Origin of the sequence: Herbiconiux sp. SALV-R1, assembly GCF_013113715.1 — a bacterium.
GTDB lineage: Bacteria > Actinomycetota > Actinomycetes > Actinomycetales > Microbacteriaceae > Herbiconiux.
On record NZ_CP053344.1, the window covers coordinates 1,967,351 to 1,991,795 of the forward strand.

The 24,445-nt window shown below is 72.0% G+C and carries 23 protein-coding genes; 9 read left to right on the forward strand and 14 right to left on the reverse strand.

The window, feature by feature from the left end; genetic code table 11:
• Positions 1 to 41 precede the first annotated feature (41 nt).
• The 3 genes from rdgB to murI are packed head-to-tail and all read right to left on the reverse strand — an operon-like array spanning position 42 to position 2,292.
• Positions 42 to 638: an RdgB/HAM1 family non-canonical purine NTP pyrophosphatase gene (gene rdgB, locus HL652_RS09490; RefSeq protein WP_171705106.1), complete on the reverse strand. Its 597-nt coding sequence runs from the start codon at positions 636 to 638 to the stop codon at positions 42 to 44.
• On the reverse strand, positions 635 to 1,399 hold the full coding sequence (gene rph, locus HL652_RS09495; RefSeq protein WP_171705107.1) for a ribonuclease PH: 765 nt from the start codon (positions 1,397 to 1,399) through the stop codon (positions 635 to 637). Before rph ends, rdgB begins: the two co-directional genes overlap by 4 nt.
• Entirely contained in the window at positions 1,396 to 2,292 is an 897-nt protein-coding gene (gene murI / locus HL652_RS09500; protein WP_171705108.1) for a glutamate racemase, read from the reverse strand. The genes rph and murI overlap by 4 nt, the downstream gene beginning before the upstream one ends.
• Before the next feature lie 48 nt (positions 2,293 to 2,340).
• On the opposite strand from murI, the gene HL652_RS09505 reads away from it, so the two are divergent.
• Entirely contained in the window at positions 2,341 to 3,669 is a 1,329-nt protein-coding gene (locus tag HL652_RS09505) for a nicotinate phosphoribosyltransferase (protein WP_216604054.1), read from the forward strand.
• Here HL652_RS09505 and HL652_RS09510 read toward each other — a convergent pair.
• From HL652_RS09510 to HL652_RS09520, 3 genes are all read right to left on the reverse strand, one after another.
• On the reverse strand, positions 3,642 to 3,941 hold the full coding sequence (locus HL652_RS09510; RefSeq protein ID WP_171705110.1) for a DUF3039 domain-containing protein: 300 nt from the start codon (positions 3,939 to 3,941) through the stop codon (positions 3,642 to 3,644). The two genes, HL652_RS09505 and HL652_RS09510, sit on opposite strands and share 28 nt — an antisense overlap.
• A gap of 84 nt (positions 3,942 to 4,025) precedes the next feature.
• On the reverse strand, positions 4,026 to 5,597 hold the full coding sequence (locus HL652_RS09515) for an ABC transporter permease (RefSeq protein ID WP_171705111.1): 1,572 nt from the start codon (positions 5,595 to 5,597) through the stop codon (positions 4,026 to 4,028).
• Positions 5,573 to 6,811: an ABC transporter ATP-binding protein gene (locus HL652_RS09520; RefSeq protein ID WP_171705112.1), complete on the reverse strand. Its 1,239-nt coding sequence runs from the start codon at positions 6,809 to 6,811 to the stop codon at positions 5,573 to 5,575. Before HL652_RS09520 ends, HL652_RS09515 begins: the two co-directional genes overlap by 25 nt.
• Positions 6,812 to 7,022: 211 nt before the next feature.
• On the opposite strand from HL652_RS09520, the gene HL652_RS09525 reads away from it, so the two are divergent.
• From HL652_RS09525 to HL652_RS09540, 4 genes are all read left to right on the forward strand, one after another.
• Positions 7,023 to 7,715 (forward strand): phosphocholine cytidylyltransferase family protein, encoded by a 693-nt coding sequence (locus tag HL652_RS09525; protein WP_171705113.1) that lies wholly within the window; start codon positions 7,023 to 7,025, stop codon positions 7,713 to 7,715.
• A gap of 85 nt (positions 7,716 to 7,800) precedes the next feature.
• Complete coding sequence (locus HL652_RS09530; RefSeq protein WP_371743639.1) at positions 7,801 to 8,604, forward strand: ABC transporter permease; 804 nt, start codon at positions 7,801 to 7,803, stop codon at positions 8,602 to 8,604.
• A 1-nt stretch (position 8,605) separates the two neighbouring features.
• Entirely contained in the window at positions 8,606 to 9,391 is a 786-nt protein-coding gene (locus tag HL652_RS09535) for an ABC transporter ATP-binding protein (protein WP_171705114.1), read from the forward strand.
• An 81-nt stretch (positions 9,392 to 9,472) separates the two neighbouring features.
• On the forward strand, positions 9,473 to 9,778 hold the full coding sequence (locus HL652_RS09540; protein ID WP_171705115.1) for a hypothetical protein: 306 nt from the start codon (positions 9,473 to 9,475) through the stop codon (positions 9,776 to 9,778).
• A gap of 8 nt (positions 9,779 to 9,786) precedes the next feature.
• On the opposite strand, the gene HL652_RS09545 is transcribed toward HL652_RS09540, so the two are convergent.
• From HL652_RS09545 to HL652_RS09555, 3 genes are all read right to left on the reverse strand, one after another.
• Positions 9,787 to 10,092 (reverse strand): helix-turn-helix domain-containing protein, encoded by a 306-nt coding sequence (locus HL652_RS09545; RefSeq protein ID WP_253743749.1) that lies wholly within the window; start codon positions 10,090 to 10,092, stop codon positions 9,787 to 9,789.
• Positions 10,093 to 10,195: 103 nt separating this feature from the next.
• Positions 10,196 to 13,321 carry an ATP-grasp domain-containing protein gene (locus HL652_RS09550; protein ID WP_171705116.1) on the reverse strand — a complete coding sequence of 1,042 codons (3,126 nt, stop codon included), beginning with the start codon at positions 13,319 to 13,321 and terminating at the stop codon, positions 10,196 to 10,198.
• Positions 13,318 to 13,827, reverse strand: coding sequence for an SRPBCC family protein (locus tag HL652_RS09555; RefSeq protein ID WP_171705117.1), 510 nt, complete (start codon positions 13,825 to 13,827; stop codon positions 13,318 to 13,320). The genes HL652_RS09550 and HL652_RS09555 overlap by 4 nt, the downstream gene beginning before the upstream one ends.
• Positions 13,828 to 13,886: 59 nt before the next feature.
• Between HL652_RS09555 and HL652_RS09560 the strand changes: the two genes are divergently transcribed.
• Positions 13,887 to 14,177, forward strand: a complete 291-nt coding sequence (locus tag HL652_RS09560; RefSeq protein WP_171705118.1) for a hypothetical protein — start codon at positions 13,887 to 13,889, stop codon at positions 14,175 to 14,177.
• Here the strand turns inward: HL652_RS09560 and HL652_RS09565 are convergent.
• The gene (locus tag HL652_RS09565) at positions 14,137 to 17,946 is read right to left on the reverse strand and encodes a TM0106 family RecB-like putative nuclease (RefSeq protein ID WP_171705119.1); all 3,810 of its coding nucleotides are present in this window, start codon (positions 17,944 to 17,946) and stop codon (positions 14,137 to 14,139) included. The two genes, HL652_RS09560 and HL652_RS09565, sit on opposite strands and share 41 nt — an antisense overlap.
• A gap of 71 nt (positions 17,947 to 18,017) precedes the next feature.
• Between HL652_RS09565 and HL652_RS09570 the strand changes: the two genes are divergently transcribed.
• Positions 18,018 to 18,839 carry an SDR family NAD(P)-dependent oxidoreductase gene (locus tag HL652_RS09570; RefSeq protein WP_171705120.1) on the forward strand — a complete coding sequence of 274 codons (822 nt, stop codon included), beginning with the start codon at positions 18,018 to 18,020 and terminating at the stop codon, positions 18,837 to 18,839.
• On the opposite strand, the gene HL652_RS09575 is transcribed toward HL652_RS09570, so the two are convergent.
• Entirely contained in the window at positions 18,823 to 19,509 is a 687-nt protein-coding gene (locus HL652_RS09575; protein ID WP_171705121.1) for a TetR/AcrR family transcriptional regulator, read from the reverse strand. The genes HL652_RS09570 and HL652_RS09575 overlap by 17 nt on opposite strands.
• 90 nt (positions 19,510 to 19,599) lie before the next feature.
• Here HL652_RS09575 and HL652_RS09580 point away from each other — a divergent pair, with 90 nt between their 5' ends.
• Positions 19,600 to 21,129: an MFS transporter gene (locus HL652_RS09580; protein WP_171705122.1), complete on the forward strand. Its 1,530-nt coding sequence runs from the start codon at positions 19,600 to 19,602 to the stop codon at positions 21,127 to 21,129.
• Between the two features lie 111 nt (positions 21,130 to 21,240).
• Here the strand turns inward: HL652_RS09580 and HL652_RS09585 are convergent, their stop codons facing one another.
• Both HL652_RS09585 and HL652_RS09590 read right to left on the reverse strand, forming a co-directional pair.
• Positions 21,241 to 21,984, reverse strand: a complete 744-nt coding sequence (locus HL652_RS09585; RefSeq protein WP_171705123.1) for a PhzF family phenazine biosynthesis protein — start codon at positions 21,982 to 21,984, stop codon at positions 21,241 to 21,243.
• Positions 21,985 to 22,015: 31 nt separating this feature from the next.
• A complete protein-coding gene (locus HL652_RS09590; protein WP_171705124.1) occupies positions 22,016 to 22,453 on the reverse strand; it encodes a hypothetical protein in 438 nt (145 codons plus the stop codon).
• 123 nt (positions 22,454 to 22,576) lie between these two features.
• On the opposite strand from HL652_RS09590, the gene HL652_RS09595 reads away from it, so the two are divergent.
• Complete coding sequence (locus HL652_RS09595; RefSeq protein WP_171705125.1) at positions 22,577 to 23,866, forward strand: M18 family aminopeptidase; 1,290 nt, start codon at positions 22,577 to 22,579, stop codon at positions 23,864 to 23,866.
• A gap of 25 nt (positions 23,867 to 23,891) precedes the next feature.
• Here the strand turns inward: HL652_RS09595 and HL652_RS09600 are convergent, their stop codons facing one another.
• On the reverse strand, positions 23,892 to 24,344 hold the full coding sequence (locus HL652_RS09600; protein ID WP_171705126.1) for a DUF3817 domain-containing protein: 453 nt from the start codon (positions 24,342 to 24,344) through the stop codon (positions 23,892 to 23,894).
• Positions 24,345 to 24,445 lie beyond the last annotated feature (101 nt).

The window sequence follows — 24,445 nt, forward strand, 5'->3', positions numbered from 1 at the left end:
CCACCGTAGCCCCCTGAGAGCGGCGCGAGGTCGCGTCGGGGCTAGTCGGGAATGACGTTCATTCTCAACACCGGGATGGCCGCCTCGAACGCCCGGGCGCGGTGGCTGATGGCGTTCTTCTGCTCGGCCGTGAGCTCGGCGGCCGTGATGTCGTGGCCCTCGGGCACGAAGATCGGGTCGTAGCCGAAACCGCCCTCACCGTGTACCTCGGTCGCCAGTCGCCCCGGCCAGGTGCCCGACACGACGGTCTCGAAGCCGGATGCCGGGTTCACGATCGCGATGTGGCAGGCGAAGGAGGCGGCACGGTGCTCGGGGGCGATGTCGGCGAGCTGGTCGAGGAGCAGCTCGAGGTTCGCCACGGCTCCCTTGCCGTGCCCGGCCCAGAGGGCCGAGAAGATGCCCGGGGCGCCGCCCAGCACGTCGACGCAGATGCCCGAGTCGTCGGCGAGGGTGGGGAGGCCGGTGTGGGCGGCGGCGACGCGCGCCTTGATGAGCGCGTTCTCGTCGAAGCTCGTGCCGTCTTCGACCGGGTCGGGGCCGTCGTAGGCGACGATCTCGAGCTCGGGCAGGGCCCGGCCGAGGATGCCCTGGAACTCCTCGACCTTGTGCGCGTTGTGGGTGGCGAGCACGACCTTCATCGGCCGGCCGCCTCGTCGCCCGAAGCGGCGAGCACAGCGCCCTGGAGCAGGGCGAGCTCGGAGGTGCCGACCAGGGCCAGGTCGAGCAGCGAGTCGAGTTCGCGGCGGTCGAAGGGGGCTCCCTCGGCGGTGCCCTGCACCTCGACGAAAAGACCGCGGCCGGTGACGACGACGTTCATGTCGGTCTCGGCGCGCACGTCTTCGACGTAGGCCAGGTCGAGCATCGGTTCACCGTCGATGATGCCCACCGAGACCGCCGACACCGAGTCGATGAGCGGCTTCGCCTTCTGGCCGATGAACTTCTTGGTGCGCGCCCACTCGATGGCGTCGGCGAGGGCGACGTAGGCGCCCGTGATGGCCGCGGTGCGGGTGCCGCCGTCGGCCTGCAGCACGTCGCAGTCGATGACGATGGTGTTCTCGCCGAGCGACTTCATGTCGACCACGGCGCGCAGCGACCGGCCGATGAGGCGCGAGATCTCGTGGGTGCGGCCGCCGATGCGGCCCTTGACGGCTTCGCGGTCCATGCGGTCGTTCGTGGAGCGCGGCAGCATCGCGTACTCGGCGGTCACCCAGCCCTTGCCGGAGCCCGCCTTCCAGCGCGGCACGCCGTTGGTGAAGGATGCGGTGCAGAGCACCTTGGTCTTGCCGAAGGAGACCAGCGCGCTGCCTTCGGCCTGCTCGCTCCACCCCCGCTCGATGGTGACGGTGCGGAGCTGGTCGGCGGTTCGGCCGTCCTTGCGGAGGCTTGCGGTGTCGGTCACGGGTTCTCCTCGGGTGATCGGTGGGGCGCGACGGAGTCGCGGGCGGGGTCGTGGACGGAGCCGCGGGCTTGGTCGCGGACGGGCAGCGGGATGGTGCTGGTGTGCACCAGCTCGACCGAGGAGACCTCCGGGCCGAGGAACTGCTCCGCGAGGCGGAGGAATTCGGCCGCGCTGCCGCCGGTGGCCTCGTAGCGGTAGACCGGGCGGCCGGGCGAGGTGCGCTCGATGCCGGCGCCCACCAGGGTGCGGTAGACGTCGTTCGCGGTCTCGGTGTCGCTCGACACCAGGCGCACGCCCTCGCCCATCACGTAGCTGATGGCGCCCTTGAGGAACGGGTAGTGGGTGCAGCCGAGCACGAGGGTGTCGACGTCGGCGGCGACGAGGGGCGCGAGGTACTCCTCGGCCAGGGCGACGAGCTCACGGCTCGTGGTGTCGCCCGCCTCGACGTGGCTGACGAACTCGGGGCAGGCCTGGGTGAACAGCTCGAGGTGCGGTGCGGCGGCGAACGCGTCGTCGTAGGCGCGCGACATGATGGTGGCGGCGGTGCCGATCACTCCCACACGGTTGTTGCGGGTGGTGGTGACCGCCGTGCGCACGGCGGGCTGGATGACCTCGACCACGGGCACGCTGTAGCGCTCCCTGGCGTCGCGGAGCATCGCCGCCGACGCGGTGTTGCAGGCGATGACGAGGAGCTTCACGTCCTGGGCGACGAGGTCGTCGAGCACCTCGAGGGCGTAGCGTCGCACCTCGGCGAGCGGTTTCGGGCCGTAGGGCGAGTGCGCGGTGTCGCCGACGTAGAGGATCGACTCGCGGGGCAGCTGGTCGCGCACCGAGCGGGCCACCGTGAGCCCGCCGACCCCGGAGTCGAAGATGCCGATGGGTCTGTCGCTCACGACAGACCAGCCTACGACGTGCGGAGACGCCCCCGTATGCTCGGAGGCGTGGACACGTCGACGGCACTCCTCACCGACCGGTACGAGCTCACCATGATCGATGCGGCGCTGCAGGCGGGCACGCACGACCGGGAGAGCGTCTTCGAGGCCTTCGGGCGCAAGCTCCCGGGCGGCAGGCGCTACGGCGTCGTGGCCGGCACCGGGCGGTTGCTCGAGCTCGTGGAGCGGTTCCGCTTCGGCGACGCCGAGCTCGACTTCCTGCGCGAGCACTCGGTGGTGAGCTCCGCCGCGCTCGACTGGCTCGCCGACTATCGCTTCACCGGCACCATCCGGGGCTACCGGGAGGGAGAGGCCTACTTCCCCGACTCCCCCATCCTCATCGTCGAGTCGGGATTCGCCGAAGGGGTCGTGCTCGAGACGCTCATCCTGAGCGTGCTCAACTACGACTCCTCGGTCGCCGGCGCCGCCGCGCGCATGGTCTCGGCGGCCCGCGGCCGCCCGCTGGCCGAGATGGGCTCGCGGCGCACCGGTGAGCGCTCGGCCGTCGCCGCCGCCCGCGCCGCCTACATCGCCGGGTTCGGCGCCACCTCGAACCTCGAGGCCGGCCGCACCTGGGGCGTTCCCACGATGGGCACCGCCGCCCACGCCTTCACCATGCTGCACGACAGCGAGGAGCAGGCCTTCCGCGCACAGGTCGCGGCGCTCGGCGCCTCGACGACACTGCTCGTCGACACCTACGACGTGCCGGCCGGCGTGGAGACCGCGGTGAAGGTCGCAGGCCCCGAGCTCGGCGCGGTGCGGCTCGACTCGGGAGACCTGCTCACCCTGGTCGGCGAGGTGCGCCGGCAGCTCGACTCGCTCGGCAACACGGGCACGAAGATCACCGTCACGAACGACCTCGACGAGTACGCCATCGCCGCCCTGGCCGCGACCCCGGTCGATTCCTACGGCGTGGGCACCTCGCTGGTGACCGGCTCCGGGCATCCGGCCGCCGGCATGGTCTACAAGCTCGTGGCGCGCCGCGGCGACGACGGCCGCTGGGTTCAGGTCGCCAAGCGCTCGGCCGACAAGGCGACCCACGGTGGGCGGAAGGATGCGGTGCGGGTGCGGAGCGCATCCGGAACCGCCGTGTCGGAGACCGTGCTCGTGGGTGAGCCCACGGGCGCACTGCCCGAGGGCAGACGTCTCGTCGTGCCGCTCATGGTCGACGGGGTCGCCGAGCCGGGAATGACCGGGGCGGCGGGCGTGCGCGCCGCCCGGGAGCACCGCGAGCTGTCGCTCGGCGAGCTGCCGCGCGAGGCGTTCCGTCTCACCGCAGGAGACCCGGCGCTGCCGACGGTGTTCGTCGACTACTCGTCGTCGAGCAGTCGCTCGTAGATCTCCTTGCAGGTGGGGCAGATGGGGAACTTGTCGGGGTCGCGCCCGGGAGTCCACTTCTTGCCGCAGAGTGCCTTCACGGGCTTGCCGGTGAGTGCCGACTCGAGGATCTTGTCTTTCTCGACGTAGTGCGAGAAGCGCTCGTGGTCACCGGGATCGATGTTCTCGGTGTTGAGCAGCTCTTCGAGCTCGCGGTCGAGCGTCGTGGTGCCGCCACCGCCGTCGGGGAGGCCGCCCGGCTCGGAGACACGAGCGGAGGGGATGTGTGCCATGTCGTCGATTCTAGGCGGAGGGATGCGCGGGTCGGTCAGTTGCGCTGGGTATCGGCCGCGCTGCGGGTCGGGTGCGCGGGTCGGTCAGTTGCGCTGCGCGGCGGCGAGGATCTCGGGGCCGCGGCGATTGAAGATGCGGGCGCCGAGCGCCACGCCCGCCACGAGCACCACCACGCCGATGCCGATGCCCCACCACAGCGACACCCAGTAGTACTCCCGGTCGACGAACACGCCGAGCACGCCGTAGACGATGGCCGGGGTCGACAGCAGCACGGTGCCGAGCAGCGAGAACCCGGGTGAGAGCACCCACGCCGCACCCGCCGACTGCGGCTGGGTGAACGCCCCGTCGCCCGGCCGCGTCGCCGCGTACGGGAAGCGTGCCGAGAAGATGCTGCCGAGGCCGAGGCCCACGAGCACCAGGCACGTGCTGGTGCCGAGCACCGCGGGCAGGGCGTCGAGCTCGTTGGCGAAGAACACGCTGAGGAACGAACCGATGCCGATGAGCGGGATGGCGATGAACACGATGGGGATCATGCGGCCGATGCGATCGGCGACGCCGAGGCGGCCGGCCGCGACGTGCAGCCAGATGGCGGTGTTGTCGAAGGCGACGTCGTTGTGCACCACCCAGCCGAGGAACATGCACATCACCGGCACCGGCAGCAGCGCGGTGTACTCGATGGGCACACCCACGAAGACGAACACGATGATGGCGACCACGGGCACCACGGGCACGATGACGAGCTGGGCGTAGTAGCGCGGGTCGCGCGCCCAGTAGGTGAGGAGGCGTGCGGCGATGGCGCCGGTGGGCGTGGTCGGCGTACGGCCGAACCAGCCGAGGCCACTGTGCTCGCGCACCTCGAGGCTCCGCCCCGGGGTCACCGTCATGACGGCGACGAGGCCCTTCCAAGCCAGCCAGATGAGGGCGAGGGTGGCCGCCGCGATGAGCAGCTTCAGCACCGCGAACACCCACTGGCCGTTGGCCGCGTCGGCGGGCACGGCCCAGACCGCGCCGAGCGGGGTCCAGCTGAGCACGGAGGAGAGCGAGGAGAAGAACCCCCGCCCGTCGTCGCCCCAGCCGGTGAGGGCGAGCAGCACGATGGCGGGCACGATGAGGATGATCGCGAAGACCCCGGTCGCCGCACCGACCTCCCTGGCCCGCCTGGTCGCGAAGGCGAACGCCGCGAGCGAGACGCTCAGGCGGGCGCCGAGCACGCAGGTGACCGCGCCGACGATCGCCGAGACGAGGGCGAGCGCCGTGAGACCGGGCGACCGCGACCAGGTCGCCACGGTGGCGAAGCTCGCGACCGTGGCGACGAGCGAGGGAACGCTCACGAAGGCCACCACGGCGAGTGCGGTGGCGATCTTGGAGTCGGTGAGCCCGAGCAGGCTGAACGAGCGCGGGTCCATCGAGTCGCGGATCGAGAACACGACGGGCACGAGGAGGAAGCCCGCCACCACGAGCGAGCCGCCGATGACGACGACGTTGCGGGCGAACTCGGGTTCGGCGTCGCGGAGGCCCGCCAGCACGAGCACGAGCAGCACGGCCATGATGACGGCGTAGGCGATGCCGATGATGAGGCCGATGAGCTGGGGGGTGCTGCGCCTTCCGGCGTTGCCGATCAGGCGGAACTTCAGTCGGAGGAACTCAGCAACCATTCCATGCCTTCCGCGCTCTTGCGCCCGCCCGCGAGGTCGAGGAACCGCTGTTCGAGAGTGCCGCCCTCGCGCACCTCGTCGACGGTGCCCTTGGCGAGCACCTTGCCCTCGACGATGATGGCCACGCGGTCGCAGGTGCGCTGGATCATGTCCATGCTGTGGCTGGAGAGCACCACGGTGCCGCCGCCCGAGACGTACTTCTCGAGGATCTCGACGACGTTGGCCGCCGAGACCGGGTCGACCGACTCGAACGGCTCGTCGAGCACGAGCAGGCGCGGCGAGTGGATCATCGACGAGGCGAGCGCGATCTTCTTCGTCATGCCCGCCGAGTAGTCGGCGACGAGACGGCCGAGGGCGTCCTCGAGACCGAAGGCCGCGGCGAGGTCGTCGCTGCGCTGGCGCACGGTGGCGGAGTCGAGGCCACGGAGCGACCCGGAGTAGTGCAGCAGCTGCCGGCCGGTGAGGCGGTCGAACAGGCGCAGGCGGTCGGGCAGCACGCCGATGAGGCGCTTGGCGGCCGCCGGGTCGCGCCACACGTCGTGGCCGAGCACCGTGATGCTGCCGCCGTCGGGGCGCAGGAGGCCGGTGACCATCGACAGCGTCGTGGTCTTGCCGGCGCCGTTCGGGCCCACGATTCCGTAGAAGGAGCCGACGGGAACGTCGATGTCGACACCCGCGACGGCGGTGGTGCTGCCGAACTTCTTGGTGAGCCCGGTGATCGACAGACCGATGTCGTTCGGGTCGAGGTCGCGCACCACCGAGGGCGGGGGCGCGGCGACCGTGCGGGGGCGGGCCGGGGTGCGCGGAGTGCGTGGGGTGCGTGGTGTCGCGGCGGTTCCGCCGCCGGCGGTGCGGGTCGCCGGGGGTTTGCGCGGGGCGGCGGGGCGCTTGGGCGCGGCGGCCTTGGCGGCGGGCGCGGCGTCGGCTTCCGTGGCGGCGGTTTCTGCGGCCTCGTCGGCCACGACCTCAGCGGCGGGCGCCTCGTCGGCGACGACCTCAGCGACGGCCGCCTCGTCGGCAACGGGGGCGGCCTTCTTCGCGGCGGTCGTTCGCGCGGCGGCCGTCTTCGCCGGGGTCGTGCGGGGCTTCGACGCGGCGGGCCGCTTGGCGGGCTGACGGGTACCCGAACCCGTCTTGGCGGGAGCTCGACGTGGGGCGGGAGCACGTCCCGACTCGGCGGCGCCGACGTCTGGAGTGTCTGACTCTGAGCTCACCGCACCAACCTATCAATCCCGCCGATGCCGCGCACCGACAGGCGCCAGGCATCGAACCCCTGCCGCGCGGAGCGTCTCGGGCCACTCCCCCTCGCGGCATCACGAAAGAGAAACGATACAGGCCCCACGCCCTTGCCGCGACCGGGGACCCGGATAAACTGTTCACGAAATGTTCACCCTTGTGAACAAGGAACGTCGTTAGGAGCTGCTCGTGACCACCCAGGTCGTCATTCTCGCCGCAGGCATGGGAAGCCGGCTCGGTCGCGCCCTCCCGAAGCCCCTCACCGAGCTGAGCGACGGCCGCACCATCATGGGTCAGCAGTTCGACAACATCCGTCACACCTTCGGCTCCGCCGCACGCGTGAGCATCGTGGTCGGCTACAAGCTCGAGCACATCATCGAGGCGTTCCCGTCGGCCTCCTTCGTCTACAACGAGGAGTACGACCAGACCAACACCTCGAAGAGCCTCCTGCGCGCCCTGCTCGCCTCCCCCGCGGGCGGTGTGCTCTGGATGAACGGGGACGTCGTCTTCGATCCGAGCGTTCTCGACCGTGCGGTTCCGTTCATCGCCCGCGACCAGTCGTTCGTGACGGTGAACACCGCGAAGGTCAGCGACGAAGAGGTGAAGTACACCACCACCGCCGAGGGCTACATCGACGAGCTCTCGAAGACGGTCGTCGGCGGTCTCGGCGAGGCCGTGGGCATCAACTACATCTCGAGCCGCGACAAGGCGGCGTTCATCCGGCAGCTGCAGCGCGTCGACGACCAGGACTACTTCGAGCGCGGCCTCGAGCTCGCCATCGCCCGCGACGGCGTGCTGGTGGAGCCGATGGACATCTCCGACCTCTACGCCGTGGAGGTCGACTTCGCCGAAGACCTCGACCGCGCGAACCTCTTCGTCTGAGTCCACCGGGCTTCGTCTGAGTGCACCGGGCGCCGCCCGCCGCGGTGCTCCGTTAGAGTGAGCCCTTGATGAGGGAGCTTCCGTGGTGAGTGCGCCGGCCGTGACGCCGCGGGGTCGACGCCCCACCGGGTGGCGCTCGTACGGGCACTCGCTCTGGCTCCTCACCCGCCGCGACCTGCGGGTGCGCTATTCGACGTCGGCGCTCGGCTACCTCTGGTCGATCCTCGACCCGCTGGTGATGGCGGGCATCTACTGGTTCGTGTTCACGCAGGTGTTCCACCGGCCGGTCGGCACCGAGCCGTACATCGTGTTCCTGCTCACGGCGCTCCTGCCCTGGATGTGGTTCAACGGCGCGGTCTCCGACTCCACGCGCGCCTTCCTGCGCGAGGCGAAGCTCATCCGTTCCACCAAGATCCCGCGCACCATCTGGGTCAACCGCCTGGTGCTGTCGAAGGGCATCGAGTTCGTGGCCAGCATCCCGGTTCTCGCCGTCTTCGCGATCGTGGGCGGAGCATCCGTCGGGCCCGACCTGCTGCTGTTCCCGCTCGCCATCGTGCTGCAGGGCGTGCTCACCGCGGGGGTCGCCCTGATCGTCGCGCCGCTCGTGGTGTTCTTCCGCGACCTCGAGCGGGCCGTGAAGCTCGCGCTGCGCTTCCTCTTCTACGCCTCCCCCATCATCTACGGCACCCACGACCTCCCCGAGGGCCTGCAGCCGCTCGCCGCCTTCAACCCGCTGAGCGGCATCTTCTCGCTCTACCGCTCGGGATTCTTCGCCGACCAGCTCGACTGGTACCAGGTCGGGGTCGGCGCCGCGATGTCGGTGGCGCTGCTCGTCGTGGGCCTCGTGGTGTTCCGCTCCTCGGAACGATCCGTGCTGAAGGAGATCTGAGATGAGCGAGCAGGGCGGGCACGGCGCCCCGGTGATCGAGCAGGGCGGGCACGGCGCCCCGGTGATCGAGGTGACGGATGCGGGAATCCGGTTCAAACGCAACCGTCGCGCCCGGCGCAGCTTCAAAGACCTGTTCGCCGGCAGCCGGCGACGGGCGCGACCCGGCGAGTTCTGGGCCCTGCGCGGCGTGAGCTTCACTGTGCAGCCCGGCGAGGCGATCGGGGTGATCGGGCGCAACGGTCAGGGCAAGTCGACACTGCTGAAGCTGGTGGCCGAGGTGGTGCTGCCCGACGAGGGCCGGGTCGCCGTGCGCGAGGGGGTCGCGCCGCTCATCGAGATCACGGGCGGCTTCGTCGATGACCTCTCGGTGCGCGAGAACGTGTACCTCACGGCGGGCCTGCACGGCATGACCAAGCGCGAGGTCGACGCGCGCTTCGACGACATCATCGCGTTCGCCGAGATCGGCGACTTCCTCGACACCCCCTACAAGCACCTCTCGAGCGGCATGCGGGTGCGCATCGCGTTCTCGGTGATCGCGCAGCTCGAGGAGCCGGTCATCCTCGTCGACGAGGTGCTGGCCGTCGGCGACAAGGCGTTCCGCGAGAAGTGCTACCGGCGCATCGAGGAGCTGCTGGCGGGCGGGCGCACGCTGTTCTTCGTCTCGCACAACGAGCGCGACCTCAGGCGCTTCTGCACCAGGGGCCTCTACCTCGACGGCGGACGCCTGGTGTTCGACGGCCCGATCGACGAGGCGCTCGAGCTCTACGCCTCCACCACAGGCAGCTGATCGGCACCGGTTCTCCACAGCTCTGCGCCACCGGGGCGGATACCGGCCCCGAGCGTCGGTGGTCGGGTCTTCACTTCCCGCATGGCAACCAGCTCACTCACCGAACCCCGCCCGCTCCCGACCGCCTACCCCGTGCCACTCCGCCTCGACCGACGCGACGCCCCGCACAGCTACACCCTCCGCAACATCGGCGACGAACCGCTGCGCGGCATCTCCTTCAACCTGCTCGGCCCCGGCCTCATGCGGGCGACACCACCCGTTCTGCTGGAGCCGGGTGAACGACTGCGCCTGCGCATCCGCGGTGCCGGCCTGTCGGTCGGAACGGTGCTCGTGGTGCGCTGGTTCCGGCCGGGAGGCGACGAGTACTTCTGGCGCATCAGCTTCTGAGCCGCGGCTCAGTCGACGGAGCCCTGCTCCCTGGCCCTGATGAGGTCGGCGACGGTGATCTTGTGCGGCCGGTCGGGCAGCATGTCGGCGGTCATGCCGTCGACGAGCACCGCGGGGTTCAGGTTGAGGGCGCCCGCGATGCGCAGGATGGTGTGCAGCGACGGGTTCGCCTGGCCGCGCTCGATCTTGCCCAGGTTGGTGAAGTGGAGGCCGGCGAGTTCAGCGAGCTCCATCTGGTTGATCGCGAACTTCTGGCGTTCGTCACGGATGCGGGAGCCCAGCAGCCGTGCTGCGTCGGAAGGCGTCGAACTCACACACCATGCCTACCTGCCCGACGCCCGCGCAACCAGAGCTTCACCCACGCATGTGTCGCAGCCCACGGCATGGACACCATATGTGAGTACAGCTCATGCCCTGTCATAGCCCGGAGCGCGTGACCAGGGGCACGGCGACCCCGCGCACGACGAGTTCGAGCGCGGCCCAGCCGAGGCGCCGGCGCCAGGACAGATGGCGGGTCGAGACGGCGGTGTACTCGAGCTCGGGCTCGGCACCGCGGTGGCGCTTGAAGTCGGCGACGCCGCTGGAGTTGTGGAGCTCGACCCCCGCGGCGTGGGCCCGTCGGGCCACCAGGAGGCTGAGCATGCGGTAGAGGCCGAGCCGCTGCGGGAGCGCGGTGTCGTAGCCGAAGACGGGGGCGGCGAGGTAGCCGTGCGCGACCGCGTAGCCGAAGACGCCGTCGACGCGGCCGTCGGGGCGCTGCAGGAGCACGAAGCGCAGGAAGCCCGCGCGCTGGGCAGCGCCGACGAACTCGGCCGTGTAGCGGGGGTTGAGCGGCGAGTACTTCTCGACGTACAGCAGGCGGTAGAGGTGAGCGATGCGGTCGCGGAGCTCGGGCGACGACGTGCCCGTCGCCGGATCGAGCGGGGCGTCGACCTCCCGGTACCCCGAGCGGTCGAAGACCGCGCGGTCGCGGGCGGTGTCGCGGGGGCCCTCCCAAACGCTCGTGCTCGTCGGCGTGAAGAGCACGCTGCGCGACGGGATGAGGCGGTAGCCGGCGCGCCGCAGCACCTGCGGGTTCGTGCTGCGCCTGCCGTGCACGCTGCGCCAGGCGATCGCGCAGTCGGGGTGCTCCAGGGCGAGTCTGCGGGTGAGTGCGCGCAGCTCCGTCTCGGCCAGTTCGGGGAGCAGATTCGTCGACACGAGCGCGTTGCCGACGATGACGGTGCGGTCGAGCCGGGCGGGGGCGACGAGCCGGTCGAGCACCGAGATGACGACACCGGCGATCGCGCGGAGGGCGCGGGAGTCGAGCTCGTGGAGCTCCTCGCGGGCGTAGCCGATGAAGTGGGTGCGAGGTGCGACGACGTAGCTCAGCGGCTCGTCGGTGGCGCGGTCGCCTCTTTGGCTCGCGGGAGGCGGGGCGGTGACGGGGACGGTCTCACCCGACACCTCGACCGTGCTCAGCTCGCCCGCGAGGTTCGGCGCGAGCGCCGCCAGTCCGCCTTCGCGCGCGATCTCCTCGACCAGTCGTGCTCCCCACCGAGGATCGCGCTCGGCGCCACGCGACACCGGGCCGTTCCACTCGAGATCGTGGGTCGAGGCGGCGGTGAGCGGAACGCGCTCGCTGGCCGCGGTGCGCACCTGCACCGCGAGCGAGCGGAGCAGCGCCGGAGTGCCCACCCCGTCGCCTCGGGTGACCAGTGCATCCGGCGCCCCCAGCTGACGCAGAAACGCGACCGCATCACGCCGACTCCGGATGCTTCCAGCGGCCATGACATGCGGCAGCCCCAGCCGAGCCGCCTCCCGCGACGCCGTGAAGAGGCGGCCGCCCGCGGTCGTGTCGCCACCCCACGTATCGGCCGCAGGCGCGGATGGGTGGGGTTCGGCCGCCACCGCAGCGGAGTTACCGGACCGACCGGCGACCGCTACCGCCCCGGCGGAGCTCGCGGACGGGTGGGGCGCGCCCATCACCGAGGCGGAGCCGGAGGGCGGGTAGCGATCGGCCACCACCGCGGTCGAGTCGCCGGAATGCCCATGCTCGGCCACTATCGCGGCGGGGCCAGAAATCACGGCGGGGTCGGCGGCGGTGGTGGCGGACGTGGTGGTGGCGGGGGTAGCTGACGCGGGGGCGGCGGACGCGGAGGTGGCTGAGGCGCTGGTGGTCGCGGGGGCGGGGGTGGCGAACGCGGGAGTGGCGGGGGTTGCTGACGCGGGGGTGGCGGACGTGGTGGAGTCAGACGCGGGGGCTGCGGACACGGGGATGGCGGACGCGGGGGCGGCGGAAGCGGAAGTGGCGGACGCGGGGGCGGCAGAAGCGGGGGTGGCTGAGGCGCTGGTGGCGGATGCGGGGGCGGCGGACGCGCTGGACGGCGGCGCGGGGGTGGACAGCACGGCAGGGGTGGGGGGCACGGGGGTGCCGGACGCGGGGGCGGCCGACGCGCTGGTCAGCGGCGCGGGGGCGACCGACGCGCTGGTCAGCGGCGCGGGGGCGACCGACGCGCTGGTCGGCGGCGCGAGGGCGGCCGACGCGCTGGTGGGCGGCGCGGGGGTGGACGGCACGGCAGGGGTGGGGGGCGCGGGGGTGGGTGGGGTGAAGGCGTGCGGGAGGTGGTCGGTAGGGGTGAAGAGGTGGATGCCGCTGGTGGAGCGGGGGTTGCATTCGAGGAGGGTGATGCCGTGGGGGGTGGCGATGAGGTCGAGGCCGAACTGGCCGGTGAGGTGGAGGGAGGCGGCGAGGCGGGTCGCGGCGGCGAACGCCTTGGCGGCGGCGCCGGTGCGGTGGTCGAGGCGCTCGAAAGAGACGGCGGCGCCGGTGCCGAAGCGCCAGGCGGGGCGGTAGGCGACGAAGGCGGTGAGGCGGCCGGCGACGCTGACGGCCGTGGTGCAGAGTTCCTCGCCCACGACACGCTCCTGGAGCAGCCACGGCGCATCGGGGTGGATGCCGCGCAGCTCGGGCAGCGGCTCACCGCGGTCGATGCGCAACACCTGAGTTCCGAAGCGGGAGAAGGCGGGCTTGGCGATGAGCGTGGGAGAGTCGCTCCCCCGGCCCGCCGAGCGGCGTCGCCAGGCGATGCCCGAGGTGATGACCTCGGTCTCGGGTGCCCGTAGGCCGAGCTCGGTGACGAGGGAGACGAATGCGGCCTTGTCGTGGAGCCGCGTCAGGGTCGGTAGGTCGGGCGCGAACAGAGCGCCCTCGAGATCTCCGCCTGCACCGCGTGCGTCCCCCGAGTGATTGGGCGCCACCGCACCTCCCGCGAGCCAGAAGATCTCCTCGCAGGTCGGCACCACGAGATCGACGGAGTGCCTCGCCACGATCCCGGCGATGGCGGCGCGGTACTCCTCGGGCCGAAAGCGCGCCGACGGCACACGGTAGGCCCTCGTCACCGACCTCGACCGCGAAGCGAGCGCCGGCTGACTGTCGGCGGTGAACACCGTCGCGCCGTCGGCGGCGAACAGGCGGGCGAGGTCGAGGGCGACGGGCGCCCGCGAGCCCGTCACGAGCACACGGCGCCCACTCGGCCAGGGAGCGACGTCGCTTCCGCTCACCCCGTCTCCGCCACGCGGGCGCAGACGGCGATGCTGCGTCGCATGTAGCGCATCCAGAGGGGTCCGATCACTCGCCGCACCAGAAAGCGCCGACCGGGCAACGGCCGGTACCCGTAGCTCCACTCGATGACCGAGCCTGCCGCGGTCGAACCGCCCGCACCGGTACCCGGCCGATAGCGCCAGCTCGCGACGGCATCGGAGACGACGAGCGACAGGATGCCCGTGAAGCGGTCGACCGCGTAGTCGAAGCGGCCCTCGCCGTCGGGCTCGTCCGGGCGGTCATAGCGGGTGATCCGCTCGCGGAAGCTCCCGCCGTCGGAGAGCAGCACCGTGCGCTCCTGGCCGACCACGTTCCACGGACCGGTGGCGCCCCGCACACCGGCGACCGCCGGCAGCACGAGATACCCCGTGAACAGGGTGCTGTCGTCGCGCGGCACCACCCGGTCGAACGCCAGCTGCGACGACACCGCGGCGGGCGCGGACACTGCGAACCGCACGAGCTCCATTCCCCCACCGTAGCCCGTGGGTGCCCCGTGCCACAGCCGCACACCCTAGCCTGGGGAGCATGAGCTCCTATCGCGTCACCATGATCGTCGGGCCCCTCGAGCTGGGCGTGAAGCCCGAGACCGTGCTGCCCACGCTCACCCAGGCCATCGCGGACTTCACCGTGGTGGAGTCGTCCGACATCGCCGTGGTCGCCGGGGCGCCCCGCGTGACGGTGCGGTTCACCGCCGACACCGACGAGGCGGCGTTCCTCATCGCCGAGCAGGGCATCGACGGAGCCCGGGTCTCGGCCCAGCCCATCGCCTGGCGACTCACCCGGATGGTGCAGGGCCGCTGGGAGCCTCTCGACTGAGCCGCAGGAAGGCCGAGAGCGTCGCGAGTTCGCGCGCGTCGTAGGGCAGATGGTCGGCCAGCGCCGGTGAGTACACCAGGTGCGCCGCCCATTTCGCGCGGGAGATGGCGACGTTCAGCCGGTTCTTCATGAGCAGGAACTCCATGCCGCGCGGCACCTCGGCCGCCGACGAGGCGGCGAGGGTGACGATCGCCACCACCGCCTCCCGGCCCTGGAACTTGTCGACGGTACCGACCGGCACGCCCTCGAGCCCCGCCGCGGCGAGGGCGGCACGCACCGTCTCGACCTGCGCGTTGTAGGGCGCCACGACGATGACGTCGTCGAGCCCCAGCGGCCGAGCGCCGCCGCCGACCCCATCACCACCATTGCCCCCGCTGCCGTCGACGCCCCTGTCGCCTCCGACCCCGTCGCCTCCGCCCCCGTCGCCGTCGCCTCCGACCCCGTCGCCTCCTACCCCGTCGCCGTCGCCGTCGACCCCGTCGCCGACCTCACCGTCGCCCTCGCGCCACAGGCGCCCGAGCACGCTTCTCACGATCTCGACCACCACCTCGGCCTCCGCCACCGACGACGTCGCGTCGCCGTGATGCACCACCGGATGCACGCTGAGCCCGGGCGAGACACCCTCGAGCGAGCGGTCGGTGGTCTCGGGCAGCTTCGAGTGCAGCGCGCCCTCGTAGGAGAGCTCGCTGACCGGGGCGCACACCGCGGGATGCATCCGCCAGCTCAGGTCGAGGAAGTAGCCGAGGTTCGCGGGAAGCACGTCGTGGCCGTCGCTCAGCCAGCCGAGTGCCGAGCTGTCGACCGCCTCAGGATGCACGCCCTGGCTCACCTGCGGAAGCTGCTGGGGGTCGCCGAGCAGCAGCAGATTGCGCGCGGCGACGCTCACCGCGATGGTGTTCGCGAGCGAGTACTGCCCCGCCTCGTCGATGACGAGCAGGTCGAGGCGACGCCGGGGCACGCGGCCGACGTTGGTGAAGTCCCACGCCGTTCCGCCGACCACCACGCCCCGGCCTGCCTCGGCCGCCTCGTGCAGGAACCTGCCGAGTCCGTTCGGACGCTTCGGCAGAGCCGTGTAGACGGTTCCCTCGTGCTCGTCGACCTTCGCCACCGAGCCGGCGTCGAGGCCCGCCCGCACGACGGCCGCGAGCATGTTCTCGACGACGGCGTGCGACTGGCCGACGACTCCGACCGTCCAGCCGTGGTCGCGTACCAGCTCGGCGATCACCCGGGCACCCGTGTAGGTCTTGCCCGTTCCGGGCGGACCTTGCACGGCGAGGTAGGAGTCGTCGAGCGCGAGCAGGGTGTCGCGGATGGCCGCGGCCATGCCGTCTGCTCCCACCGGTTCGGGCCCCAGCCCGTCGCGTCGGCGGGGCGGCCTCCGGCGGAGCAGGTCGACGGCGGCGTCGGCGGGAAAGGCGGGCAGCGCGGTCGCGAGGGCCCGGCCCCAGGAGGTGATCGCCGCCTGCAGGGGCGCCGTCATGGGTGGTCGCGCCGGCACCACCGCCAAGGGTATGGCGCGGTACCGCTCGCCCCCGAGGGGTAGAGCCTCCTCGAGGTGGTACACGGTCGCGCCGTCGGCGGCGACGGTGACGTCGGTGATGAGCGTGCGGTCGTGGGCCACCCGCTCGCTCGCCCGCGACCGGGGTGAGGGCCACGGATGCGGCGGGTCGTACACGACGAAACGCCGGCTCGCCCCCGCCTCCAGCCGGCTGCCCGGGGCGAGCTCACCGCGGAGCCGCACCAGCCTGCGCTCCGCGCGGCGGGCGCCGTCGCTCGACCAGTCGTCGTCGACGCGCGCGGCGCTCACGATCAGCACGTCGCGGCTCTCGGCCCACTCCTCCACCGGCTGGTCGAGCCGGTTGTAGTGCTCCCACCAGAACGACTTCTCCTCGCGCCGGTGGTAGTCGATCGCCGCCGCCGCGAGCGCCAGGGCCGTCTGGTCGGCCGAGCGGCCGCCACCGGCGGGAGACTCCCCGTCGACGGGGCTGTCGGGTGCTCCTCCGGCCGCGGGGAGATGATCGATCCACGCCACGAGCGCGCGGTGCAGAGCGCTCGGCTCGAAGGCGGCCTCGACCTCGCTGCGGGTGGGCGGCGCGGCCTCCTCGTCATCGCTCGGCTGCGGCACCGCGACGGGCGGATCGGGGCGCACGCCGTTCTCGGCGGCACGATCGCGCAGCCAGTCGCGGAGGCCGAGGGTGCTCACGCAGTCGTACTCGTTGTAGTCGGCGATCTCACGCAGCTGCACCTCGGCCTCGGCCGCCGCCGCGGGGTCGGTGCGCCCGGCCTCGCGCAGCTCGGCGTAGTGCACGTAGGCCGTGATCGAGTCGGCACCCGTGGTGACCTCGCTGTCGCGGTAGCGCTCCCCCATGTAGAGCGGCTCGAGCTTCTTCAGACCGTACGAGGGTGAGCCCACTCTGATGGACTTCTTCACCAGCGGGTAGAGGTCGACGAGCACGCCGCGGCGCAGCAGCTCGTCGAGCTGCTCCTCCCCCACCCCGTGACGAGCGCACAGCGACTGCAGGTGCGCGCGCTCGTAGTTGGCGTAGTGGTAGACGTGCAGGCCCGGGTGCCTGCGGAGCCGTGCGGTGACGTGGTCGAGGAAGGCGACGAGCGCCCGCTTCTCCTCCGCGTGGTCGTGGGCCCAGAACGGCCGGAAGACCGTGCCGCCGGGCAGCAGCGGGTCGTGCTCGACCAGACCGAAGAGGTAGTCGAGGCCCCAGTCGTGGCCGTCGCCCTCGGTGTAGAGCGGGTCGCCCTCGAAATCGAAGAAGATGTCGCCCTCGTCGGGCTCGGGCAGCGCACCGAGGGGAGCGGCGTCGTAGACGCGGTAGACCAGACCTCCCGAGCGAGGCAGCCCGGCCGGAGGCGCCGCCTGCATGCGTGCCTGGTCGCGCAGCGACTCGAGAGTGGAGGCGGCGAGGGCGGGAACCGCGCCCGTCGAGGCGGCGAGCTCGTCGATGGTGGTGATGCCCGCGGCGCGCAGGCGCTCGCGCTGCGACGGGCGCATGCCGGCCACCAGCAGCAGGTCGCGGTGCAGCTCCACCTCGGGCTGGCACACCTCGCAGCGGCCGCAGGCGGTGTACCTCGGGTCGCCCCACTGCACCGCCTCGTCGTCGAGACGGGAGTCGAGCAGCACTTCGAGCCGCTCCCGACGATCGAGGTAGACGGGGAGGATGTCGCGCAGCGCGTGGCTCGAGGTCGACCCGTCGCCGAGCAGCAGGTGCACCTGCTCCTCGACCGGGATTCCGGAGCGCACGAGCTGGTCGGCGTAGGCCGCCACCTGGAGCAGCGCCGTGACCTTCGCCCGCCGCGCCAGCTTCGTGTCGTACACCGCGTACCGGGGGGCTCCGGCCTCCGACTCCCCCACGCGCACCAGGAAGTCGGCGTAGCCGAGGAAACGGCCGTCGAAGAACGCCGCCTGGAACACCACGTCGGCGCCGGCCCGCAGTGCCGCGAGCGACTCCGCCTTGGCCGTGACGAGACCGTCGGGGAAGGCCCGCTCGGGCCGGTCGATCTCGGCGACCCCGCGCCCCTCGGCGGGACGGAACGGGCCGAACCGCTCCCGGTACTGCTCGAGCACGCGCTCCTCATGACGGTCGCCGAGTCGCGCCGCCCGTTCGAGCATGGGATCGTCGGGGTCGGGCGGCGTCTCGACCCGGCCGAGCTTGGCGTCGAGACGCCGCACCAGGTTGAACTCGCAACGCGCTGCCGCGGTGAGGTCGGTGGCACTGTAGAGCACGGTGGGCCCCGGCCCGTCGACGACTATCACCTGTACTCCCTCATGTCACGCCCCAGGCTAGTCGGGGCCACTGACAGCCGAGGGGTCTAGGGTCAAGCACCATGGACAGGACGATCGTGGTGACGGGCGCGAGCGACGGGATCGGGGCCGCCGCCGCGCGCGCCTTCGCCGCCCAGGGAGATCGGGTCGTCGTGGTGGGGCGTTCGGCCGAGAAGACCCGCGCCGTCGCAGAGAGCATCGGGGCCGAGCACCACCTCGCCGACTTCTCCCGGCTCGAGCAGGTGCGCGACCTCGCCGATGTGCTGCTCGAGCGGCACGAGCGCATCGACGTGCTGGCGAACAACGCCGGCGGCATCATGGGCGAACGGACGATGACCGTCGACGGTCACGAGCTCACCTTCCAGGTGAACCACCTCGCACCGTTCCTGCTCACCACCCTGCTCCTGCCGCGCCTCGTCGCCGCCGGAGGGCGGGTCATCACCACCTCGAGCGTGGCGCACCGCTTCGGCGGCCGCCTCGACCTCGACGACCTCGACTCCGAGCGGCGGCACAGCCCGGAACGCGCCTACGGGGCGTCGAAGCTCGCGAACATCCTGTTCACCGTCGAGCTGCACCGGCGGTTTCGGGCCGAGGGACTGCTCAGCGCCGCCTTCCACCCGGGGGTGGTCGCCACGGGTTTCTCGGCCGACTCGAGCACCGCACTCAGGCTGCTCTACCGCACGGGACTCAGCCGCTTCATCCGCTCCCCCGAGAACGGAGCCGAGACCCTGCTGTGGCTCGCGGACGGGGTGGAGGGCGTCGACTGGACGAGCGGCGGCTACTACGCCAAGCGCGCCCCGGCCCATCGCTCGAAGCAGTCTCGCGACCCCGAGCTGGCGCGCGGGCTGTGGGACCGTTCGGTGGAGCTCACGCGCCCGCGGTAGCGGCGGCGCCCGCGGCGGTCGAGCCGACACCCGACGCGGAGAGCGGAGCGACTCCGGCCGCCGGCAAGATGACCCCGTCGATGATCTTCAGCAGGAACTCCCGGTCGACCGGCTTCTTCAGCACCAGCGTGCGGTAGGCCGCCATCGACGCCGAGACGTTCGAGAGCACCTCGATGTCGCAGTCGGGCGAGGCCTCACCACGGTCGACGGCCCGTTGCAGGAAGACGCGGTTGAGCCGCGCGCGCGGCTCGATGATGGCGGCGTCGACGGCTCCCGCCAACTCGGGCGATCGGGTGAGCACCGAGGCGAGCCCGGCCATCACCTGCACCTTCTTCTCGGCGTCTTCGATGGTGCGCGGCTTGATCATGGCCACGAGGTCGCCGCGCAGCGTGCCGGTGTCGGGGAGCGCGTCGAAGTCGATGTCGCCCTGCTTCATGCACGCGACGGCGTCGACGACGAGCTCGCCCTTCGACGCCCAGCGCCGGTAGAGCGTGGCCTTCCCGGCCTTGGCCCTGGCCGCCACCATGTCGATGGTCATGCCGTCGTACCCCTCCTCGGCGAGCACCTCGATGGCCGCGGTGAGGATGTCGGCGTCGCGGGTGTGGTCGCGCCGCCGACCGGGCCGGGGTGCCTCGGCGGGCGCATCGGCCGTCGCCTCGATCTGCGTCATCGCAGGCCTCCCTTCCTCCCCCGATGATACGCACGAATGAATCGAGACTCAAGGTTTCCGAAACTGGTCGGTCTCGTATAGAGTCCTGCCATGGCATCCGAAACCGCAGCGTCACCGACATCCGTCGCCGCACCCGCCGCCCCGTCGTCACGGCGCTGGCTCACCCTCACCACCGTTGCGCTCGCCCAGCTCATGGTGGTGCTCGACGCCACCGTCGTGAACATCGCCCTGCCCTCGGCCCAGGCCGACCTCGGCTTCTCCGACGGCGACCGCCAGTGGGTGGTCACCGCCTACTCCCTTGCCTTCGGCAGCCTGCTGCTGTTCGGCGGCAGACTCTCCGACCTCATCGGCCGCAAGCGCGCCTTCATCATCGGCCTGGTCGGCTTCGCCGCCGCCTCCGCACTGGGCGGGGCCGCCGACAGCTTCGGCACCCTGGTGGCCGCCCGTGCGCTGCAGGGCGTCTTCGGCGCGTTGCTCGCGCCCACCGCCCTGGCCGTGCTCACCACCACCTTCACCATCCCGAAGGAGCGCGCTCGCGCCTTCGGCGTGTTCGGCGCGATCGCCGGAGCGGGCGGCGCGATCGGCCTCCTGCTCGGCGGCGTGCTCACCGAGAGCTTCGACTGGCGCTGGAACCTCTACATCAACGTGGTCATCGCGGTCGTCGCCATCGCGGGCGCCCTGGTGTTCGTGCGGCACGTGCCCCGCACCGGCCCGCGACCGAAGCTCGACGTGCCGGGCACCCTCCTCGTCTCGGGCGCCCTGTTCGCCCTGGTGTTCGGCTTCTCGCACGCCGAGACCGACGGATGGGACGCCCCGCTCACCTGGGGCATGCTGGCCGGCAGCGTGGTGCTGCTCGTGGCGTTCGTGCTCTGGCAGCGTCGCGCCGAGCATCCGCTGCTCCCCCTCTCGATCGTGCTCGACCGCAACCGCGGCGCCGCGTACAGCTCGGTGCTCATCGCCGGAGTCGGCATGTTCGCGATCTTTCTGTTCGTCACCTACTACCTGCAGGCGACGCTGAAATACACGCCCATCCAGACCGGCCTGTCGTTCCTGCCCATGATCGGCATGCTCGTGGTCGCCGCCCAGCTCGGCACCAACGTGTTCGTGCCGAGGTTCGGCCCCAAGGTGATGGTGCCGATCGGCATGAGCCTCGCCGTGGTGGGCATGGTGTACCTCACGCACCTCGGCCCCGACAGCGGATACGCGGCCGACCTGCTCGCGCCGCTGATGATCCTCGGAGCCGCGATGGGCACCATCATGCCGGCGTCGATCCAGACCGCGACGCTCGGGGTCGACCGGGAGTTCGCCGGAGTCGCCTCGGCCATGGTGAACACGAGTCAGCAGGTGGGCGGTTCGATCGGCACGGCGCTGCTCAACACGCTGGCGGCGACGGCGGCTGCCGACTACATCGCGGCGAACCTGCCCAGCACGCCCGAGGTGATGGCCGAGGCCGCCGTGCACAGCTACGCCACGGCGTACTGGTGGGCCGCCGGGTTCTTCGCGGTGGGCGCGGTGCTCTCGGCACTGCTGTTCCGCCGCCGCAGCCAGGGTCGCGCCGCGCAGCAGGCTCCGGATGCGGCCCCCGGCACAGCAGAGGCCGTTCCGACGACCGCGCACTGAGCCGGTCGGCCCGGCGGGCGCGGGCCCGGTCGTGAAGGCTGGGCCTGGCCGCCGCGCGCCGGGCCGTGGCGCCGCGCGCCGAGCGCCGCGTGCCGGGCGCCGGGCGCCAGATCAGTCGAGCTCGACGGTCACCGGGTCGACGCGGCGGGTGCGGCCGCCCACCTCGACGAGGCCGTCGCCGAGCACTCGGGTGAGGATGCGCGACCCGGCCCCCTGGTCGATCATGAGGTCGCGGCCGAGCAGGGTGGTCAGCCGCACCGCCGCCGCACCGGTCGCCTCGTCTTCGACGATGCCGAGGTCGGGGGCGAACATGCGCGACCTCACGTGCCCCGCCGCCTCGTCGATCCACGCCCAGGCGTAGTGCTTGCCGCTCGGGAACTCCGCCGGATCGAGCCCGTCGACGGCGGCCGGGTCGGCCAGCTCGTGCCAGACGAACTCGGGCGCCCACTCCGCCCGCCCGGCAATCCAGGTGATGTCGCCGTCGGAGCGCACCGGCACGTCGCCCGCACCGACCGCGAGCCGGGTGACCGGCGTGCCCGCCGCGGCGAGCCACCACGCGACACCCACGCTCGGGTGCCCGGCGAAGGGCAGCTCCTCGGCGGGGGTGAAGATGCGCACGGTCGCCACCCGCTCGCGCGCAGCCCCCGGCTCGCGCGCCGCCCCCGACCCGTGCGCCGCCCCGGTCTCGAGCACCCCCTCGACGAACACCGTCTCGCTGTACCCCAGAACACGGGCGATCTCCTGCTCGCGCCCCGCCGCAGCCGGCGAGCGCACGATGCCAAGGAGGTTGCCGTGCCCACCCTCGGAGTCGGTGAACACGGTGACGACGTCGACGGCGAGTTGCTCTGAGCTCATCCCCCGAGTCTGCCCGATGCGCGGGGCGCTGTCAGTCGCGCACGGCGATGTTGGGTGCGATCGAGGTCCAGCCCGCGCCCACCGTCATGTACTCGGTGTGCAGCCAGAAGCGCTGGCCGGGTTCGCCGACCTCGAGCGTCGCGCCGCGCGCACCGAAACGCTCCGCCTCGACGCACTCGGCCTGCGTGTCGCCCGACTCCGCGATGAAGCACACCCGGTCGTCGTTCGTCACGCCCACCCAGAACGAGGTGCCGTCGTGCTCGGTGAGGCGCCGCAGTGACGAGTCGACGATGCCCCCGTCGACCCCCGACACCACGGGCGGCAGCAGCGAGGCACCGGGGTGGTCGCCGGCCGCCAGGTGGGCGAGCTTCGACAGCGCTTCGGTGGGCTGGTCCGAGCAGCCGGCGAGGAGGATGCCGGTCACCGCCACGAGACAGGCCACGGCCGCCGTCGAACCCGGTCTGCGCATCCGTTCCCCACACTCCTAGAGCCCCGACGGCATCTGACGTCGGCGGTGACTCTACGGCACGAAGATGACCGCGCGCTCGGAGCGACGTCGCCCGACGTCGGGGGCCGGTGGTTGGATGGGGAGATGGCCGACAGCACCGCGTACACAGACGACCTCGCCTCCTTCGTCACCGCCTCGCCGTCCTCCTACCACGCGGCGGCGGAGGTGGCGGCGAGGCTGCGCGCGGCGGGCTTCGAGCAGCTCGACGAGAGCGACGACTGGGGTTCGGCGACCGGCCGGTTCTTCGTCGTGCGCGACGGGGCGGTGCTGGCCTGGGTGGTGCCCGAGGGGGCCGACGCGTCGACGCCCTTCCGCATCCTGGGCGCCCACACCGACTCACCCGGGTTCAAGCTCAAGCCGAAGCCCACGGTGGGCTCGCAGGGCTGGTTGCAGGCCGGCGTCGAGGTCTACGGCGGGCCGCTGCTGAACTCCTGGCTCGATCGCGAGCTCGAGCTCGCCGGGCGCCTGGTCACCGTGGGCGGCGAGGAGCTGCTGGTGCGCACGGGGCCGTTCCTGCGCATCCCGCAGCTGGCCATCCACCTCGACCGCGAGGTGAACTCGGGCCTCACCCTCGACCGGCAGCGGCACACCGCCCCCGTGTTCGGCGTGGGGGCGCCGGGTGATGCCGACCTGGTGGGCATCCTCGCCGAGCTCGCGGGGGTCGGCGGCGGCGCCGAGGTCGCGGGGTACGACATCGTCATCGCCGACACGGCCGCCCCCGCGCGCTTCGGCCTCGACGGGGCGCTGTTCGCCTCGGGCAGGCTCGACAATCTGAGCTCGGTGCACGCGGGTGTGACGGCTCTCGTCTCGTCGGCTCACGAACCGGATGCGCGGGCCGGCCACATCTCGATGCTGGCCGCCTTCGACCACGAGGAGCTCGGCTCGGAGTCGCGCTCGGGGGCCAGCGGCCCCCTGCTCGACGACGTCACGGCACGCATCACCGATCTGCTCGGCGGCACCCCGGCCACCCGAGCGCGGGCATTCGCCTCGTCGTGGTGCCTGTCGAGCGACGCGGGGCATTCCGTGCACCCCAACTACCCCGAGAAGCACGATCCGGCGAACCACCCGGTGGCGGGCGGGGGGCCGCTGCTCAAGATCAACGCGAACCAGCGCTACGCCACCGACGCCCACGGGGCCGCCCTGTGGCGTCGGCTCACCGAGGCCGCGGGCGTGCGCACGCAGGAGTTCGTGTCGAACAACACGGTGCCGTGCGGCTCGACGATCGGTCCGCTGACCGCGACCCGGCTGGGGTTGCGCACGGTCGACGTCGGCGTGCCGCTGCTGTCGATGCACTCGGCCCGCGAGCTCGCGCACGTCGACGACCTGGTCGCGCTCGGCGCCGTGGCGCGGGAGTTCTTCGCCGGCACCGCCTGAGCGGCGGGTGGGCCGGCGGCGGGGCTCAGACCGGCGGGCCCGCCACCAGCGCCACCACCGTGAGCAGAGCCACCACCACGACGAGGGCGGCCACGAACAGCCACGGCCGGTTGAGGAACCAGCGCAGCATCCGGTCAATGGGATGCGCGTCGCGCGGGTCGTCGCCCGCCTCGAGGCGCCAGCCGCCGACGAGTCGTCGCCGCCGCTCGAGCACGACGTCGGCGACGACCGTGCCGTAGGGCGGCACCGCCGCCAGCGCGGAGAGCACGATCGCCCACCAGGCCCAGCGCTGATTGAGCCCGACGACGACGCACACGGCGACGAAGGCGATGAAGACGACGCCGTGGGCGAGCCCGACGGCGAAGAAGAACGGAACCTCGGCCGAGAACCCGTAGCGGGCGACCATGGCCGCGATGAGCGCAGTCCAGGTGACGGCTTCGGCGACTGACGCGATGCGGAAGACGGTGCGGGGAGTCATCCCTCCCGAGCCTATCGGAGCCCGCCGAGCACCCCTCGACCGCCCGTGAGCCGCCCCTCCGCCGTCCAAGCGCCGCCCTCTACCGCGCGGGCGCCGCCTCT